The sequence below is a fragment of the Proteus terrae subsp. cibarius genome (assembly GCF_011045835.1).
In the GTDB taxonomy this organism is placed as follows: domain Bacteria; phylum Pseudomonadota; class Gammaproteobacteria; order Enterobacterales; family Enterobacteriaceae; genus Proteus; species Proteus cibarius.
In genome coordinates this window covers 1,855,658-1,871,681 of sequence record NZ_CP047349.1, presented here as the reverse complement: position 1 = coordinate 1,871,681, position 16,024 = coordinate 1,855,658, and the positions used below count along the sequence as shown (strand labels likewise).

Sequence of the window (16,024 nt, the reverse complement as noted above, 5' to 3'; positions counted from 1 at the left end):
TACCAGTTTTTGAGGTTAACTTAAGTTTTTGTATTAATTAAATTTAATCATTTGATTAAGTTCAATATGTAATAAAATACATAGCGATTGGTGAGGTATTGTAATGTTACGGATAACAGAAAATAACAGAATAATAATGCGCTATCTATCAGATTTAAATGGATTATTTACCAATAAAACTAATGAATGGAATATATTTTTCTAAAATTAAATTATTTAACATTATATTAATTTATTTAGCTAAACAAAAAATAAAACGTTTAGCATATCTTTTGTTTTTACTTCTCTCTTACTATCTAAATAAGACTAGTTATCTATTTTTTTGTTGCTTAGATCACAAATAAAACGCTTTTATACGCATATTAATTGCCATTTAAGGTAGGTTTTCATTTAATCAAATTATTAGCTAAACCGTTTTAGTTTTTATATTTACTATTAATGATCGTTTATAAACGAAGTAAGAGTTACTGAGGCTATGATGAATATTGAAAATATTGCTCGCCAACTAGTGCCTTTATTGGGAGGTGCTGAAAATATCGCAAGTGCAGCGCATTGTGCTACACGCTTAAGACTTGTTCTTGTGGATGACTCAAAAGCAGACAAAGAAGCAATCAATAAATTAGAGGGTGTGAAAGGGTGTTTTAGTAATGCAGGGCAAATTCAGGTTATCTTTGGCACAGGCCTAGTTAATAAAGTACATGCTGCATTTATTGCGGCTGCTGGCATTGGTGAATCAAGCAAATCTGAAGCCGCCAATATTGCGGCTAAAAAGCTCAATCCATTTCAACGAATAGCAAGACTGCTTTCTAATATCTTTGTTCCCATTATTCCCGCCATTGTGGCGTCAGGTTTATTAATGGGATTACTGGGATTAATGAAAACTAACCAATGGGTAAGTCCTGATAATGCACTCTATATCATGCTTGATATGTGTAGCTCTGCGGCATTTATTATTTTACCTATTTTAATTGGTTTTACAGCTGCAAAGGAGTTTGGCGGAAACCCTTATCTTGGTGCAACACTCGGTGGAATTCTAACGCATCCCGCATTAACCAATGCGTGGGGTGTTGCTGCGGGTTTTAACACCATGAATTTCTTTGGATTAGAAATCGCCATGATTGGTTATCAAGGCACTGTTTTCCCAGTATTACTTGCTGTTTGGTTTATGAGTGTATTGGAAAAACAATTACGAAAAGTTGTTCCTAATGCCCTCGACTTAATTATCACGCCATTTTTAACCGTTATTATTTCGGGATTTGTCGCGTTATTAGTCATTGGCCCAGTCGGTCGTCTTTTAGGTGATGGTATTTCATTAATCTTAAGTACCTTAATTACGCAAGCCGGCTGGATTGCGGGGCTGATTTTTGGTGGACTCTACTCTGTGATTGTTATTACAGGTATTCATCATAGTTTTCATGCCGTTGAAGCTGGTTTATTAGGAAACCCTAATATTGGGGTTAATTTTTTATTACCTATTTGGGCAATGGCGAATATTGCTCAAGGTGGTGCTTGTATGGCAGTTTGGTTTAAAACCAATGATGCAAAAATTAAAGCTATTACGATCCCCTCGGGCTTCTCGGCTATGTTAGGCATTACTGAAGCTGCTATTTTCGGGATCAATTTACGTTATGGAAAACCATTTATTGCGGCTTTAATTGGTGGTGCAGCTGGAGGCGCTTGGGTTGTAGGCTCGCATGTTTATATGACAGCCGTAGGGTTGACTGCCATTCCAGGTATTGCAATTGTGCAAGCAGGTTCAATTATGAACTATATTATTGGCCTTGTGATTGCCTTTGTGACTGCGTTTGTTATCTCTCTTTTGCTGAAATATAAAGTGGAGTCTGCATAAATGAACACAAACGAAGGGTTATCTGCGATTTTACAAGCGGTTATGCGTAATAATGCTAAAGCTGTAAAAGATAAATACTACCCATGTTGGCATTTAGCGCCAGTAACTGGGTTGTTAAATGATCCTAATGGATTTTGTTTTGATGGTGAATACTATCATCTGTTTTATCAATGGAACCCTTTGTCTTGTGAGCATAAACATAAATGTTGGGGTCATTGGTGCTCAAAGGATTTGATTACTTGGCAGCATCAACCTATTGCTTTATTACCTGATGAATTTTATGACAAAGATGGCTGTTATTCTGGTAGTGCAGTGATCCATCAAGGGCAATTAATCCTTTGTTATACTGGTAATGTTAAATTTGAGGATGGCTCTCGCACGGCATGGCAATGTTTAGCCGTTGAAAATCAACAGGGAGGGTTTGATAAGTTAGGGCCTGTATTAGGGCTTCCTGAAGGTTACAGTGGTCATGTCCGTGATCCGAAGATTTGGCAATATAATGATGTCTGGTACATGGTATTAGGCGCACAAAACTTAGATAAACAGGGTAAAGTTTTACTCTATCGTGCATCTCACTTATATCAATGGCAATTAGTCGGCGAGTTAGCGGGAAGTTATTTAGGCGGATTAGCTGATGCGGGTTATATGTGGGAATGCCCAGATCTCTTTGAACTAGATGATCACTTTATTTTATTAACATGTCCTCAAGGTATAAAAAGAGAACAACAACGATTTTTAAATTCGCATTCTAGTGCCTATTTAATCGGGGATTTTGATTATTCAACATTACAATTTCAGCATGGTGATTTAATCGAACTGGATGCAGGTTTTGAGTTTTACGCACCTCAAACAACATTAGCGAATGGTAGGCGTTTATTATTTGGTTGGATGGGAGTTCCTGATGGTGAAGAGATGTATCAACCGACCATTGCTAATGGCTGGATACACCAAATGACTTGCCCTCGCGAATTACATATAAAAGAAGAGAAGCTTTATCAGCAACCCGTAAAAGAGTTACAGCAACTCAGACAAAAGCCAGCATATTGGCAGGGTATTGCTGATGATGCGCCAGATATCAGCGGATTTTCGTTTGAACTTGAAGTAGAACTATTCGGCTCTCTTACTATTTATTTTTCTGATACTCTTGTTTTACTTATTGAAAATAATCAAGCCGTGTTAAAACGCCGTAGTGTTAAAAGCGGGGAGTGGCAATCTCGTTTCTGGTCTGGTGAGATAAAACATCTTCAAATATTATGTGATAACTCTAGTGTAGAGATTTTCTTTAATGGCGGTGCTGGTGTGATGAGTAGCCGTTTTTTTCCTTCAGAAAAACGGACTATCTGTTTCTCAGGGAAAGACACCATTAATCTCACAACTTGGCAATTAAAGAATACATTACTCAATTAAATACAATTATATAAACAATAAAACAGTTTAAGTTTAGAGAACGAGACATTAAGTAGAATAATAGTGAAAAAACAAAAACGTATCACGATCACCGATATTGCAAAATTAGCGGGTGTTTCAAAAACAACGGCAAGTTTAGTATTAAATGGCCGTGGTAAAGAGATGCGAGTATCTGATGATACTATCGCGCGTATTACGACTATAGCTGAACAATATCAATATCAGCCTAATATTCATGCTCGCTCTTTACGTGATAATCGTAGTTATGCATTAGGGTTGGTTATTCCTGATATAACTAACTATGGTTTTGCTTCTGTGGCGTATGAACTAGAAATATTATGCAGAGAAGCAGGTATTCAATTACTTATTTCCTGTACTGATGAAAATGCGGCTCAAGAAACACTGGCGATAGAACATCTATTATCACGACAAATCGACGGTTTAATTGTCGCCTCATGTTTACAAAGTGATGTTGAATATCAGCGTTTGAGTAAACAAATACCTGTTGTGCTATTTGATCGGTATTTTGAAGGAACAACACTGCCTTTTGTTGTCACAGATTCAACAACCACGACACAACAACTCATTGAAGAGATTGCTTCAACAAAAGGTATTGATGAGCTTTACTTTTTAGGCGGGCAATCAACGCTTTCACCGACTAAAGATCGCCTTTTAGGTTTCACCCAAGGGCTTTCACAAGCAAATATTAATTTGAAATCAGAGTGGATCATTCATGGGCATTATCACCCAAGTTCTGGTTATGAAATGTTTGGCTCTTTGTGTGCATCACTAGGACGAGCGCCTAAGTTTATTTTTACTTCTGCTTGTGGCTTATTAGATGGAGTGTTGCGCTATCTAAGTCAAAATAAACAGATGCAAAATGAAGTCTATTTGGCAGGTTTTGATGATCACTATCTTTATGATTCATTATCAATCCCCATAGATACAATTGCTCAAAATAACCCCGAATTAGCCTCACACTGTTTCCGACTGATTATGGGATTAATTAACCAGACAAATTTAGGATCTTATCAAATTTTTGTTCCAGCAAAAATTCATCAACGACATGAGTAAGGCTGAGCAATTTTATGCAATCATCAGTATAGTGTTTATGATACAAGCTGATGATTTTTACTGTTGATGGAGTCAATATTCAATGCGACAAGAGCAGGCTAAACTTATTCACCTTCCTGAGCTTAATAGCCTTGCTTATCTGCAAGCTGAATATTTGCATCAAACTTTCTCTCGCCATACTCATGAAGGCTTCTGTATTGGTGTAATTGATGATGGCGCACAACAGTTTTATCGCACAGGAAGCGAACATATCGCACCTAAAGGCGATATCATTATTGTCAATGCAGATGAAATCCACACAGGCTCATCTGCGGTTGAATCTGGCTGGGCGTATCAAGCTATTTATCCCACACCGGAATATCTGCAAACATTAACGCGTGATTTACAGCAAGAGCGTGGTTCAACGCCGTGGTTTCCTGATGCCGTCATTCACGATCCGGGTTTAAGTCAGCAGCTTTTATTGTTTTTTTCATTATTAGAGCAACCCAATAATTTTCTACTTAAAGAGTCTTTGTTACTTTCAACAATGGCAATGTTGATATTGCGTTATAGCAAAACACGAATTCAAGAAAAGCCGTTGAGTGCAATAGGGCAGCGGTTGCAATGGGTCAGTGAATTAATGAATGACACACCTGAAAATGAATTTTCACTTAATACCTTAGCCGAGATGGTAAATTTAAGCCCTTGGCATTTTTTACGTCAATTTAAAAAAGAAATTGGCATGACTCCCCACGCTTGGCTTATTCAAGCGCGAATTCGCAAAGCAAGACAATTGCTTTCTTTAGGTCATACGCTTTCTGATGTTACACAACTTTGTGGTTTTTCAGATCAAAGCCATTTTCATCGCCATTTTAAAAATGCCATTGGTGTCACGCCGGGTAATTATTTAAAAGGGCTTCGATTGTCATCCTCTTTAAAATCCCCTTTATTGTCATAAAAAATAAATGATAGTAAAAAAGTACAGCGTAATAAAAAAACAAAATAGCAATTTTATACAATCCCATTTATCTTTACTGACTGATAATCATTCTCCATAGAATTAATGTATTAGAAGTGAAGACGGGTAAATGGAAAAAATCAAAAATAATAATGAAGATAGGCAAGTAATGCGTGCTTTCGGCCTTGGTGCTTTGCATGTTTTGCCTTTATGCCTTGCGGTTATTCCTTGGGGAATATTAGCAGGATCAATGGCCGTTGATGCAGGGTTAACCTTTGCACAAAGTATCGGAATGTCTGCAATTATATTTGCAGGGGCAGCACAACTAGTCACGTTAGGATTAGTGGTTTCTGGTGCAGGAATGCTGACCATTATTGTTTCTGTTTTTTTTATTACAGCACAACATCTTTTATACGGATTGACCTTACGTCCACATGTTGCCCATTTAAAATGGTATCAACGTATTACGATAGGATTTTTATTAACGGATGAGCTTTTTGCAGTTTCAGCACAGCCGAAAGTAAAACTCACACCCGCTTATATGATAGGTGCGGGATTATGTTTTTATTTAGCGTGGGTTGCTGTCAGTATTGTTGGCATTATTATGGCAAGCCAAGTTTCTGATTTATCTCGTTATCATCTTGATTTTTCTATTGTTGCTACTTTATTAGCGATTGTAATTCCGTTAATAAAAACATTTAGTACGTTAGTCGGCGTTATTGTCTCTTTTTGCCTCTCGATTATTTTTAGTTGGTTGAATATAGAAGGTGGCGTAGTTATTGGTGGGTTAACAGGCATGTTTGTTGCTGTTTGTGTAGCTAGGGCAAGAGGAGAACAAAAATGACATGGTCGTTATTATTAATTTTGGCGCTGGTCATTTTCATGTTGCGTTATTTCTTTCTTGAACCGGCGATCCCCGTCAAATTACCGTCAGTGATCAGACAAGCATTAGGATATTCTGCACCTTGTTTATTAACGGCAATCTGTGCGCCAATCGTGCTGTTAGAAAAAGGAGAATTCAAAGGTATTTTAGATAATCCTTATCTTTGGGGAACCTTATTATGTGTAGGATTAGCGCTTAAAATACGTAATACCTTAGTGGTGGTTTTACTCACATTAGTGGGCTTTTATCTGCTTAATGCCTTGTTAAACTAAATACCACGGTGATTTTATTTAACATGACATTTACATTTTAAAATTATCATTTCTGTAATAATATAAGTCGTTATTTTATCAGCCGTCGTTGAACGGCTGATCCTACCTCTCTTTTCTTAATCACCATTCTTTATTCGACTCGTTTCACCTCTCATTTTTAACGTATACCAATTGATATTGTGTTAAAGAAATGTGATCTAAATTGCTTCGATTTGGTTTTGCTTTTGTTTTTGGTTTTTTGTTTTGAATGCCATCGCAGAATCACTCGCCTAATCTTCTTATTCTCGTTATCAATGATACGGAGGCACTTTATATGTTTTCAGAAGAACGGCGGCAGGAAATTTACACCATCATCAGGGAACAAAAGAAAGTTAAAGTGGCTCAACTTGCGGAGAAATTCAGTGTCACATTGGAAACTATCCGTAATGATTTGAAATACCTTGAAGGAGAAGGGTTGATCAAACGTTGTCATGGTGGCGCCATACTAGGGAAACAAGAAATAAAAAAAATAAGTAAATTTAGTGATAGTTTTGATATTTCATGTTTATTGCACGATTTATTAATCGTGAGAGAACGTAAAGATAGAAAGCCTGAAGGCAAAGTCTGTGTGCTTGGGTCGTTTGTAGTAGATATTATTGCCAATGTCGATTCTTTTCCAAAAGTTGGTGAGTTAATTAACTCTAAAAGTAATTCGATAGGCCCTGGTGGCAAAGGAACAAATCAGGCAATGGCTGCCAGTTTTTCTGATGCGAAAGTACACTTAATAACGAAAGTGGGTGAAGATCATTTTAGTAAATACGCTTATAAATATTTACAAGAAAGTGGGATTGATTCTTTTACTATTTTTCAAACAGAAATAGAACCGACAGGTAGTTCAATTAGTTATTTAGCAGATAGAACACAAAATAATATTACAGCGACTTATTTAGGTGCGAACAATACATTTTCAGATCAAGAGATTGATATTTCTTTGCCTTATGTAAGTGAAGCTGATGTGTTATTGCTTCAAGGTGAAATTAATATAGAAGCCAATATTAAAGCCGCACTGTTTGCAAAATCAGTTAATAAAACAGTCGTACTTAATGTTGCACCTTATAACGAAAACCTAAAGCAACTTTATTCAAATCTTGATTTTATTACCTTAAATGCAAACCAAGCATCACATTGGGCTGACATTGAAATAAACGACATTAATGACGCTAAACAGGCTATTGGCATTATTTCAGGTGATGAAAACAAGAAAGTCATTATCTATATGGATGAGCTTGGTGTGGTTTATTTTGATGGACGAGCCACATTTCATATACCCCCTATGCCATCGTTGCGAGTGGATACGATGGCTGCCACGGATGCTTTTAATGGCGCATTTGCTTCAAAAATAGCAGCGGGAGGTACAATGCATGAGAGTGTATTATTTGCCAGTGCTTTCCTCTCTGCATTTATAGAACAAAAAGGCGTAACAGCAATGCCTGTGCTTTCTCAAGTCCAGGCTCGCCTTAAATCAAGGCTCGAAGATATTCGACCACAAATAATCTGCAATGAGAAAAGGTGCATATAATGAAAAAAACACTTCTGGCATTTACCCTATGCAGTTCCATTTTTACACTTCCGGCTTTTGCTCAATACCCTGAAAAGCCGATTACTATTGTTGTTCCTTGGGCGGCTGGAGGTAACACAGATACCGTTGCACGCCTAGCGGCTAAAGGACTACAAGAAGAGTTGGGTGTAACCGTTAATGTGATAAATAAAACTGGTGGTAGCGGAGTTGTAGGTCACGACGCAATTAAAAATGCAAAGCCCGATGGTTACACACTGGGTATTGCAACAGTTGAAATTACCATGATGCATCATCAGGGAATGACGAATTTAACTTATCAAGATTACACACCGATCACACGTCTTGCTGTAATTTATGGTGGGTTACAAGTTGGAAAATCCTCGCCATTTAAAAATGCACAGGAAATTATTGATTACGCGAAAGCAAATCCGGGCAAGTTAAAAGCATCGGGTAGTGGCTTAAATTCAATCTGGCATCTCAATACTATTGGTATGTTACGTGCTGCTGGATTACCTGATAACGCCATTCGCTTTATTCCATCTCAAGGTGCAAGTGCTGCATTACAAGAGCTTGCTTCTGGTGGTGTTGATATTGTGACTTCTTCATTAGGTGAAGCGGACAGCATGGTAAAAGCTGGATTAGTGAAACATATGGCAGTTATGTCAAATGAGAAATCGGCTTTTTATCCTGACGTACCGTTATTCAAAGAAGCCACACCTTATAATTGGGATCTGCAAGCGTGGAATATGCTAGTTGCGCCAAAAGGGCTAGATAAAGAAGTACAAGATAAACTCACTGCGGCAATGAAAAAAGTGTATGCCTCTGGTGAATTAGCCGAGTTTGCAAATAAACAAGGTTTTGAAGTTATCGAATTATATGGCGATGATGCCACTCAATTTATGGCCAATGAAGATAAAAAGTTTGGTGAAATTATAAAGAAATAACTGAGGAAACGGCTGAACAACAGCCGTTTTTATGCCTATGCTAAATCGTCATATTCTATCGCTAATATTTTGTTGCTTTGGTTTATTTCTTATTGTTTATAGTGCGTATTCATTAGGTGACTTTAGTGAATATGGTGCCGCGTTTATGCCTTCTATTATTGGCGGTGGCATGATTATCTTTTCGTTAATCGATATATTTTCACGTGATCAAGAAAGTGATATTCCATTAGTTTCATGGCATGAAATCAAATTTGTTTTATTAATTATTGGTATTATTCTTTTTTATGTTTTTGCATCGGATTATCTAGGTTTTATTTTAACAGGTTTAATTATTACAGCACCGTTAATGATGAAATATGCAATAACAAAACCTATATACAGCTTTATTATTTCAGCCAGTGTGGTGTTAGGAGTGTATTACTTATTTACCGCTGTACTGTTAGTACCGCTACCTCAGCTATTTTCATAAATAGAGAACAACAGTATGGATATATTAATTAGCGCCCTTGCTTATATTGATTACACAACAATACTTGTCATTATTGGTGCTTGTTTATTTGGCTTATTTGTTGGTGCAATACCCGGGTTAACATCAACAATGGCCATCGCATTAATGGTGCCATTTACTTTTTTTCTCGATCCCATACCTGCATTAGCCTTAATGATTTCTGTCGGAGCCTCTTCTATATTTGCGGGTGATATTCCTGGCGCCTTATTAAATATTCCGGGTACGCCAGCATCAGCAGCTTATACCAATGATGCTCACACTTTAGTGAAAGAGGGCAAAACAAACCGTGTACTGGGCATGTCGTTAACAAGCTCAGTGATTGGTGGCGTTATTGGTACGATTATATTAGCATCCACAGCGCCAATATTAGCTGAGTTTGCTTTAAAATTTAGTTCTTATGAATATATGTGGCTCTCTTTAATTGGGCTCAGCTGCGCAACCATAGTTTCAGGTTCACATATTCGAAAAAGCTTATTAGCGCTGTTCTTTGGTATCGCACTAGCCACTATTGGTTACGATGAATTTACCGGACAAGCTCGCTTTACTTTTGGTGAAGTCTCTTTAATGCAAGGAGTAAGCTTTATTCCAGCAATGATAGGATTATTTGCAATTTCAGGTGCAATTAAATATTACGTTGAACGTTGGAAAGAAAAGCAAATTACGCTAAACGAAGTGAATGCCGAAAATAACTCTTACAATATTTTTAAAGGGGTTGGTGGCGTTGTTCGCCAACGTAAAGGTGGTATTTTCCGTAGCGGAATAATAGGCACATTAATTGGTGCTTTACCAGGTGCTGGCGCCGATATTGCGGCATGGATCTCGTATGCTGTTTCAAAGAAGCTCTCTAAAAAACCAGAGAAATATGGTCATGGCTCTGAGGAAGGTATTGTTGATGCTTCAGCGAGTAATAATGCAAGCTTAGCAGGAAGTTGGATCCCATCTTTAGTCTTTGGTATTCCGGGCGATTCTGCAGCTGCAATTATTATCGGTGTATTATATATGAAAGATATGCAACCGGGGCCAACACTGTTTTTATTCAATCCTGATAAGTTGTATGCCGTTTTTATTATTTTCTTTATCGCTAACCTAATTTTATTACCGATTGCTTTTATTGTTGTCAATTTATTGAAAAAGATTGTTGCTATTGATAATGCGATTATCTATCCAGCAATTATCTTATTTAGTCTTGTCGGCTCTTACGCAATCACAAATACGATGTCTTCTATTGTTGTTATGTTGGTAATGGGCGTTATCGGTTATTTCCTTCAAGAACGAAAATTCCCAATATCACCGATTATTTTGGGCATGATCTTAGGGCCAATGTTAGAAAAGAATTTACTTTCATCATTAATGAAATCTGATGGTGACTTAACTAATTTCGTTAACAGACCTATTTCGATGGTATTAGCAAGTGTATTTCTACTCATTGTAGTAATGCAAATTAGAGGTGCATTTAAAGCTAAATAAATAACCTATTTAATACTCATATTTATTATTAAAAATTTAATCATAGAGAGATACTTTTTTAAGTATCAGGGAAAACTCACCTTAAATAAAATCCGTTTGCTTAAGGTGTCAGAAATCAGCAGATAAATAAAAATATCGGGTGATCACATGAAAAAAATATTAAATAAGCCAGAAAATTATGTCGATGAAACATTAGCAGGTTTATGCCTTGCTCATAGTGATATTTATCGCCAACCACAGCCAAGATTGATTACTCGTTCGAAAAAAGCAGATAAGCCCAAAGTGGGGATTGTAACTGGCGGTGGTTCAGGTCACTTACCTGTATTTACCGGATATGTCGGTGAAGGGTTACTCGATGCTGCCGCTGTAGGTGATGTTTTTGCTTCGCCTTCAGCAGATTTAATGGCCGATGCCATTCGTGAAGCCAACAATGGCTTAGGTGTATTGCTACTTTATGGTAATTACGGTGGCGATATTATGAATTTTGATATGGCGACTGAAACGGTTGATTTTGAAGATGATATTCGTTGTACAACTGTTTTAGCCGCTGATGATGTGGCTTCAGCAAAACCAGAAGAAGCGCACAAACGTCGTGGTGTTGCTGGGATGATCTATGGTTTTAAAATGGCAGGCGCCAAAGCAGAAGAAGGTGCAACGCTTGATGAAGTTACGCGTATTGCTCAAAAAACCATGGAAAATACCCGAACTATTGGCTGTGCGTTGACATCTTGCACCTTACCCGCAGTAGGTCATCCTACTTTTGAAATTGGTGAAGATGAAATGGAAATGGGGATGGGGATTCACGGTGAACCAGGAATTTGGCGTGATAAGTTACGTAGTGCAGATGATATTGCACAAGAGATGTTTGAGCGTCTACAAACGGAATTATCATTAAAAACAGGGGATAAAGTCTCTGTATTAGTTAACTCTTTAGGCGCAACGCCATTAGAAGAGCTTTATATTCTGTACAATAAAATTGCACAACTGATTAATAAAACAGGTGCGACTATTGTGCATCCATTGGTTGGTCGTTATGCCACATCTATGGAAATGACAGGGGCAAGCTTAACATTGTGCAAATTAGATGATGAGCTAGAAGCCTTGATGAATGCACCAGCTCATTGTGCATTCTGGAGAGTATAACGATGAATATTACACTTGAAATGCTCAAACAAGCGGTTGTGCGTATCGCCATCGCTTGTGAGCAATCTCAATCTATGCTTTGTGAAGCCGATAGCCGCCTAGGTGATGGGGATTTAGGGATCACCATGCAAAAAGGCTGGCGACAAATTGCTGACGATTCACAAGATTGGCCTGATGATCTCAGTAAAGCACTTTTTCAATGCAGTAAATCATTACAAAAAGCCTGTGCTTCTTCTTTTGGTACATTGCAAGCAACGGCTTTTATGGCAATGGCAAAATATTGCAAAGAAAACCAGCTTCAAGAAATACCGTCCTCTGACATTTCACCGCTATTAACCGTTGCCTATCAAAGCATGATGGCGAGAGGAAAAGGGGAATTAGGGCAAAAATCCGTACTCGATATTCTTTACCATTTATCTGAAGCGCTAAAAACAACTTTAGCTATCGATAAACTAAAAACAACCGCATTACAGAGTATCAATAGCACGCTTGATGAATACCGCCAAAAACCTAATTTATTAGGTCGAGCTCGTATGTTCCCAGAAAAATCTATTGGTTTAGATGATCCGGGTATGTTGGCAATTAAAGTTATTGTTGAAGCAATCTGATTTAATAAAGGTCTTTATATGAAAAAATTATTTGGCGTTACAGTGGCAATGGTTACTCCGTTCGATTTGAACGATCAAGTGGATATTAAAGCGTTATCTGCATTAACTGAAATGTTAGTAACCAAGGGCGTTGATTGCCTTTATCCTTGTGGTACAACAGGTGAGATGTTGCGTTTATCTGCGTTAGAACGTAAAAATGTTGCGAAAACCGTTGTCGATACAGCGAATAAACGTTTACCTGTCTTTATTCATGTTGGTGCAATGACATTAAATGAAACCATTGAATTAGCCAAACATGCTGTTGAAATTGGTGCTGATGGTATTGGTGTGGTGACACCACAATTTTTTGGTGCAACGGACAGAGAATTAGAAAACTATTTTGTGACAGTGGCAAACAGCGTACCAGATAATTTCCCTGTCTATCTGTATAACATTCCACAATGTGCCGCAAATAATATCAAGCCTGAATTAGCGGCAAAAGTACAACAACAGTGTAAAAATGTAATTGGTATTAAATACAGTTTTGCTGATAACAATACAACATTAAGTTATCTTGCAGTTGCAGAGGGTTTTTCAGTTCTTCACGGCTACGATAAATTATTCTTAGGGCTATTAGATGCAGGTTGCGATGGTACAGTTTCAGGTTGTGCTTGTGTGTTCCCTGAGCCATTTGTGAATATGTATAAAGCCTATATTGCAGGTAACTATCAAGAAGCGAAACATTGGCAACAATTTTGTGTGAAATTTAGTGATGCACTTAAGTCTGGTGCGAATATGGCAATATTTAAATCAGCATTAACTATGCGTGGTTTAGAAGGTGGTCATATGCGTTTGCCACAACTTGATTTATTATCTGAAGAAAATCAACAATTAAAAGAAAATCTAACTCAACTATGTAAAGAAGCAGGTATCACTTTTTCACTTAATTAAACAGTGATCAAATAAACGTCCCCGTTATTTTAGTTGATTGGTTGTATGTTGATCCTTTTAAGCAGTATAGGCTTTTCTATACTGCTTTTTTAATATAAGGACATACATAAGGCGCAATGGTTTATTGTGCTAAAAAGTGACCGTATTGTGCGATATCGACATTACCGCCACTGATAATAATACCGATTTTTTTACCTTTTAATTTATCACCAAATTGACGAGCAGCCGCTAAACTTAAACAACCCGTTGGCTCTACAATTATTTTCATTCGCTGGGCGTAAAACTGCATAGCTGAAATTAACTCTTCATCTGTTGCAGTTAAAATATCGTCCACATTGTTGCGAATAATCTCAAAAGTATAATTGCCTAGGTGCTGAGTTTGCGCGCCATCTGCAATTGTTTTCGGGGTATCAATATGAATGATTTCGCCTTTGCGTAATGATTGTTGTCCGTCATTTCCTGCTAAAGGTTCAATGCCAAATACTTTACAATCAGGTGAAAGGGCTTTGGTTGATAATAAAGAACCAGAAAGTAATCCACCACCACCTAATGGAACAAATAGCATATCTAATTCACCAACTTCATCGAACAGTTCTTTGGCAGCAGTACCTTGCCCCGCAATAATATGAGGGTGATCGTAAGGTGGAATTAATGTTAGGCCTTCTTTTTGTGCTAATTGTTGCCCAATTTCTTCGCGATCTTCCGTATAACGATTATACGTGATCACTCGACCACCATAGCCTTTTGTTGCTTCCATTTTTGCCTTTGGTGCATCTTCAGGCATGATAATTGTTGCAGGAATACCTAATAGCTTTGCCGATAAGGCAATTGCCTGAGCATGATTACCCGATGAGAAAGTCACAACACCATTTTTACGTTGTTGATCATTAAATTGAGATAACGCATTCATCGCACCACGGAATTTAAACGCTCCCATTCGTTGAAAGTTTTCACACTTAAAATAAAACTGTGCTCCTGTTAGCTCATTAATCGTACGAGAGGTTAAAACAGGTGTTTTATTAAGATAAGGTAGAATGCGTTGATGGGCTTCCGCAACATCTTTATAGGTAGGAATAGACAACTTATTCATAAGATTGCTCCTTGATCACCACGGCTTCAATTTCAATTTTGCTTCCAAAATGTAATTCTTTTACGCCAGCGACTAATCTTGCGGGTCTATGTTCGCCAATCCATTTTGCATATAACTCATTAACAACGGGCCATTCATTAATATCAGTCACATAGACTTTTACTTGAGCAATATCGGTTTTCTTTGCATTTATTCCGAGAAGACAAGTATTTAAATTTTCAAGTACTTGTATGATTTGAGCTTCAACTGGCTTGTTTGCCAATGGATTTCCTTGTTTATCTAAAGGCAATAGTCCAGAAATAAACGACATATTATTTGCAGTAACAACATGAGAGTAATGCCCACCAGGGGAAGAGAGGGCATCAATATTTTGTAGTGTAAGATGTGATGTCATTACGGTTTCCTATTTCACTTAAATTAGATAAAATGTATATCTATTTATACATAATGTCTAATGTTAGATCAATAGTTCAATTGATATTTTTTTATTTAAATCCATTAACAAGAAGAATAGATGCTTAGTTTTTATTTTTAATTATTTTTTCAGTTAAATCATACGTATCTTTAGCTAGATTAGTGAAATTTATGGGATGATGTTTATCATTGTAGAATAAGGTGTTATATATGGCTTTAGCCATTTTATTGTAGATGGCTCCTTTTGCCTCTGCTATTAAATAATTTCTATTCATTTGATTTTCTTCATTTTTATTTTTAAGGTATTTATTTCTAAGGTATTTACTTTTAAGGTATTTATTTTTAAGGTCTTGAACATTATCTTCTTTGCATATTTCTAATGAATCTATTTTTTTAGTGATTTCATTGTCATTTAAAAGCATTTGAACAATAGAGCTTTGTGCACTCTTAATATCTGTGTTTATTTTATATTTTTCACTAATAACATTAAATATCTCTTTTTTTTCCTTAGTAGTTATTCCACATTGATTTTCTATACAAAATTGATCAATTTTTTTATTGATAACACTAGATGGGAATGTAATTTTTTCTTGATCTTTCCATTTAATAATCTCATCGCTTATTATTATTCTATTATATTTATCTATAGGGTGTAGATATTCCTCAACTAAGCTTAATAGTAGTGATGTTGATATTTCTCTACTAATGGTATTTATATCAAAACTTATTGATGTTTTTTTATTACTTAAATTTATAGATGTATTTTTTGCACTATCAATACTTTTCATCAACGTCTGATAACCGATGTTATAATCATTATTAATTGACGTAATATTTTCTTTTTTATTTAGTATGTTAGTTTCTAATGGCTTTAAACTCATTTTATTACCTATAATTATGTAAATATTATATCTAATATTAATTTCATTAGGCAATAATT

16 protein-coding genes are annotated in these 16,024 nt (G+C 36.6%); 13 read left to right on the top strand and 3 right to left on the bottom strand.

Annotated elements, in window-relative coordinates:
* Positions 1-478: 478 nt before the first annotated feature.
* The 13 genes from GTH25_RS08795 (at position 479) to GTH25_RS08735 (ending at position 13,580) form a co-directional block, all read left to right on the top strand.
* Complete coding sequence (locus GTH25_RS08795; protein WP_075673122.1) at positions 479-1,849, top strand: sucrose-specific PTS transporter subunit IIBC; 1,371 nt, start codon at positions 479-481, stop codon at positions 1,847-1,849.
* Entirely contained in the window at positions 1,850-3,256 is a 1,407-nt protein-coding gene (locus tag GTH25_RS08790) for a sucrose-6-phosphate hydrolase (RefSeq protein WP_075673107.1), read from the top strand.
* 63 nt (positions 3,257-3,319) lie between these two features.
* A complete protein-coding gene (locus GTH25_RS08785) occupies positions 3,320-4,330 on the top strand; it encodes a LacI family DNA-binding transcriptional regulator (protein WP_075673106.1) in 1,011 nt (336 codons plus the stop codon).
* 82 nt (positions 4,331-4,412) lie between these two features.
* Entirely contained in the window at positions 4,413-5,267 is an 855-nt protein-coding gene (locus tag GTH25_RS08780) for an AraC family transcriptional regulator (protein WP_075673105.1), read from the top strand.
* Between the two features lie 130 nt (positions 5,268-5,397).
* Positions 5,398-6,111, top strand: coding sequence for an AzlC family ABC transporter permease (locus tag GTH25_RS08775; protein WP_075673104.1), 714 nt, complete (start codon positions 5,398-5,400; stop codon positions 6,109-6,111).
* Entirely contained in the window at positions 6,108-6,422 is a 315-nt protein-coding gene (locus tag GTH25_RS08770; RefSeq protein WP_075673103.1) for an AzlD domain-containing protein, read from the top strand. Before GTH25_RS08775 ends, GTH25_RS08770 begins: the two co-directional genes overlap by 4 nt.
* Before the next feature lie 313 nt (positions 6,423-6,735).
* The gene (locus GTH25_RS08765; protein WP_075673102.1) at positions 6,736-7,980 is read left to right on the top strand and encodes a PfkB family carbohydrate kinase; all 1,245 of its coding nucleotides are present in this window, start codon (positions 6,736-6,738) and stop codon (positions 7,978-7,980) included.
* Positions 7,980-8,924, top strand: a complete 945-nt coding sequence (locus GTH25_RS08760) for a tripartite tricarboxylate transporter substrate binding protein (RefSeq protein WP_075673101.1) — start codon at positions 7,980-7,982, stop codon at positions 8,922-8,924. The genes GTH25_RS08765 and GTH25_RS08760 overlap by 1 nt, the downstream gene beginning before the upstream one ends.
* A 31-nt stretch (positions 8,925-8,955) precedes the next feature.
* A complete protein-coding gene (locus GTH25_RS08755) occupies positions 8,956-9,393 on the top strand; it encodes a tripartite tricarboxylate transporter TctB family protein (RefSeq protein WP_075673100.1) in 438 nt (145 codons plus the stop codon).
* Positions 9,394-9,408: 15 nt separating this feature from the next.
* Positions 9,409-10,899: a tripartite tricarboxylate transporter permease gene (locus GTH25_RS08750; protein WP_075673099.1), complete on the top strand. Its 1,491-nt coding sequence runs from the start codon at positions 9,409-9,411 to the stop codon at positions 10,897-10,899.
* Positions 10,900-11,046: 147 nt separating this feature from the next.
* Complete coding sequence (locus tag GTH25_RS08745; RefSeq protein WP_075673098.1) at positions 11,047-12,042, top strand: dihydroxyacetone kinase subunit DhaK; 996 nt, start codon at positions 11,047-11,049, stop codon at positions 12,040-12,042.
* A 2-nt stretch (positions 12,043-12,044) separates the two neighbouring features.
* Entirely contained in the window at positions 12,045-12,650 is a 606-nt protein-coding gene (locus GTH25_RS08740) for a dihydroxyacetone kinase subunit L (protein ID WP_075673097.1), read from the top strand.
* Positions 12,651-12,668: 18 nt separating this feature from the next.
* Positions 12,669-13,580 carry a dihydrodipicolinate synthase family protein gene (locus tag GTH25_RS08735; protein ID WP_075673096.1) on the top strand — a complete coding sequence of 304 codons (912 nt, stop codon included), beginning with the start codon at positions 12,669-12,671 and terminating at the stop codon, positions 13,578-13,580.
* Between the two features lie 121 nt (positions 13,581-13,701).
* Here GTH25_RS08735 and GTH25_RS08730 read toward each other — a convergent pair whose 3' ends face one another.
* From GTH25_RS08730 to GTH25_RS08720, 3 genes are all read right to left on the bottom strand, one after another.
* Positions 13,702-14,670 carry a threo-3-hydroxy-L-aspartate ammonia-lyase gene (locus GTH25_RS08730; RefSeq protein ID WP_075673095.1) on the bottom strand — a complete coding sequence of 323 codons (969 nt, stop codon included), beginning with the start codon at positions 14,668-14,670 and terminating at the stop codon, positions 13,702-13,704.
* On the bottom strand, positions 14,663-15,064 hold the full coding sequence (locus GTH25_RS08725; protein ID WP_164530499.1) for a RidA family protein: 402 nt from the start codon (positions 15,062-15,064) through the stop codon (positions 14,663-14,665). Before GTH25_RS08725 ends, GTH25_RS08730 begins: the two co-directional genes overlap by 8 nt.
* 124 nt (positions 15,065-15,188) lie before the next feature.
* The gene (locus tag GTH25_RS08720) at positions 15,189-15,965 is read right to left on the bottom strand and encodes a type III secrection system effector, WxxxE family (protein ID WP_164530498.1); all 777 of its coding nucleotides are present in this window, start codon (positions 15,963-15,965) and stop codon (positions 15,189-15,191) included.
* Between the last annotated feature and the right edge of the window lie 59 nt (positions 15,966-16,024).

Excerpts from the sequence above, each read along its gene's own strand:
- GTH25_RS08770 (WP_075673103.1), top strand. The coding sequence starts at position 6,108 with ATGACATGGTCGTTATTATTAATTTTGGCGCTGGTCATTTTCATGTTG.
- GTH25_RS08780 (WP_075673105.1), top strand. The coding sequence starts at position 4,413 with ATGCGACAAGAGCAGGCTAAACTTATTCACCTTCCTGAGCTTAATAGC.
- GTH25_RS08755 (WP_075673100.1), top strand. The coding sequence starts at position 8,956 with ATGCCTATGCTAAATCGTCATATTCTATCGCTAATATTTTGTTGCTTT.
- GTH25_RS08735 (WP_075673096.1), top strand. The coding sequence starts at position 12,669 with ATGAAAAAATTATTTGGCGTTACAGTGGCAATGGTTACTCCGTTCGAT.
- GTH25_RS08765 (WP_075673102.1), top strand. The coding sequence starts at position 6,736 with ATGTTTTCAGAAGAACGGCGGCAGGAAATTTACACCATCATCAGGGAA.
- GTH25_RS08795 (WP_075673122.1), top strand. The coding sequence starts at position 479 with ATGAATATTGAAAATATTGCTCGCCAACTAGTGCCTTTATTGGGAGGT.
- GTH25_RS08745 (WP_075673098.1), top strand. The coding sequence starts at position 11,047 with ATGAAAAAAATATTAAATAAGCCAGAAAATTATGTCGATGAAACATTA.
- GTH25_RS08750 (WP_075673099.1), top strand. The coding sequence starts at position 9,409 with ATGGATATATTAATTAGCGCCCTTGCTTATATTGATTACACAACAATA.
- GTH25_RS08725 (WP_164530499.1), bottom strand. The coding sequence starts at position 15,064 with ATGACATCACATCTTACACTACAAAATATTGATGCCCTCTCTTCCCCT.
- GTH25_RS08730 (WP_075673095.1), bottom strand. The coding sequence starts at position 14,670 with ATGAATAAGTTGTCTATTCCTACCTATAAAGATGTTGCGGAAGCCCAT.
- GTH25_RS08775 (WP_075673104.1), top strand. The coding sequence starts at position 5,398 with ATGGAAAAAATCAAAAATAATAATGAAGATAGGCAAGTAATGCGTGCT.
- GTH25_RS08760 (WP_075673101.1), top strand. The coding sequence starts at position 7,980 with ATGAAAAAAACACTTCTGGCATTTACCCTATGCAGTTCCATTTTTACA.
- GTH25_RS08790 (WP_075673107.1), top strand. The coding sequence starts at position 1,850 with ATGAACACAAACGAAGGGTTATCTGCGATTTTACAAGCGGTTATGCGT.
- GTH25_RS08720 (WP_164530498.1), bottom strand. The coding sequence starts at position 15,965 with ATGAGTTTAAAGCCATTAGAAACTAACATACTAAATAAAAAAGAAAAT.
- GTH25_RS08740 (WP_075673097.1), top strand. The coding sequence starts at position 12,045 with ATGAATATTACACTTGAAATGCTCAAACAAGCGGTTGTGCGTATCGCC.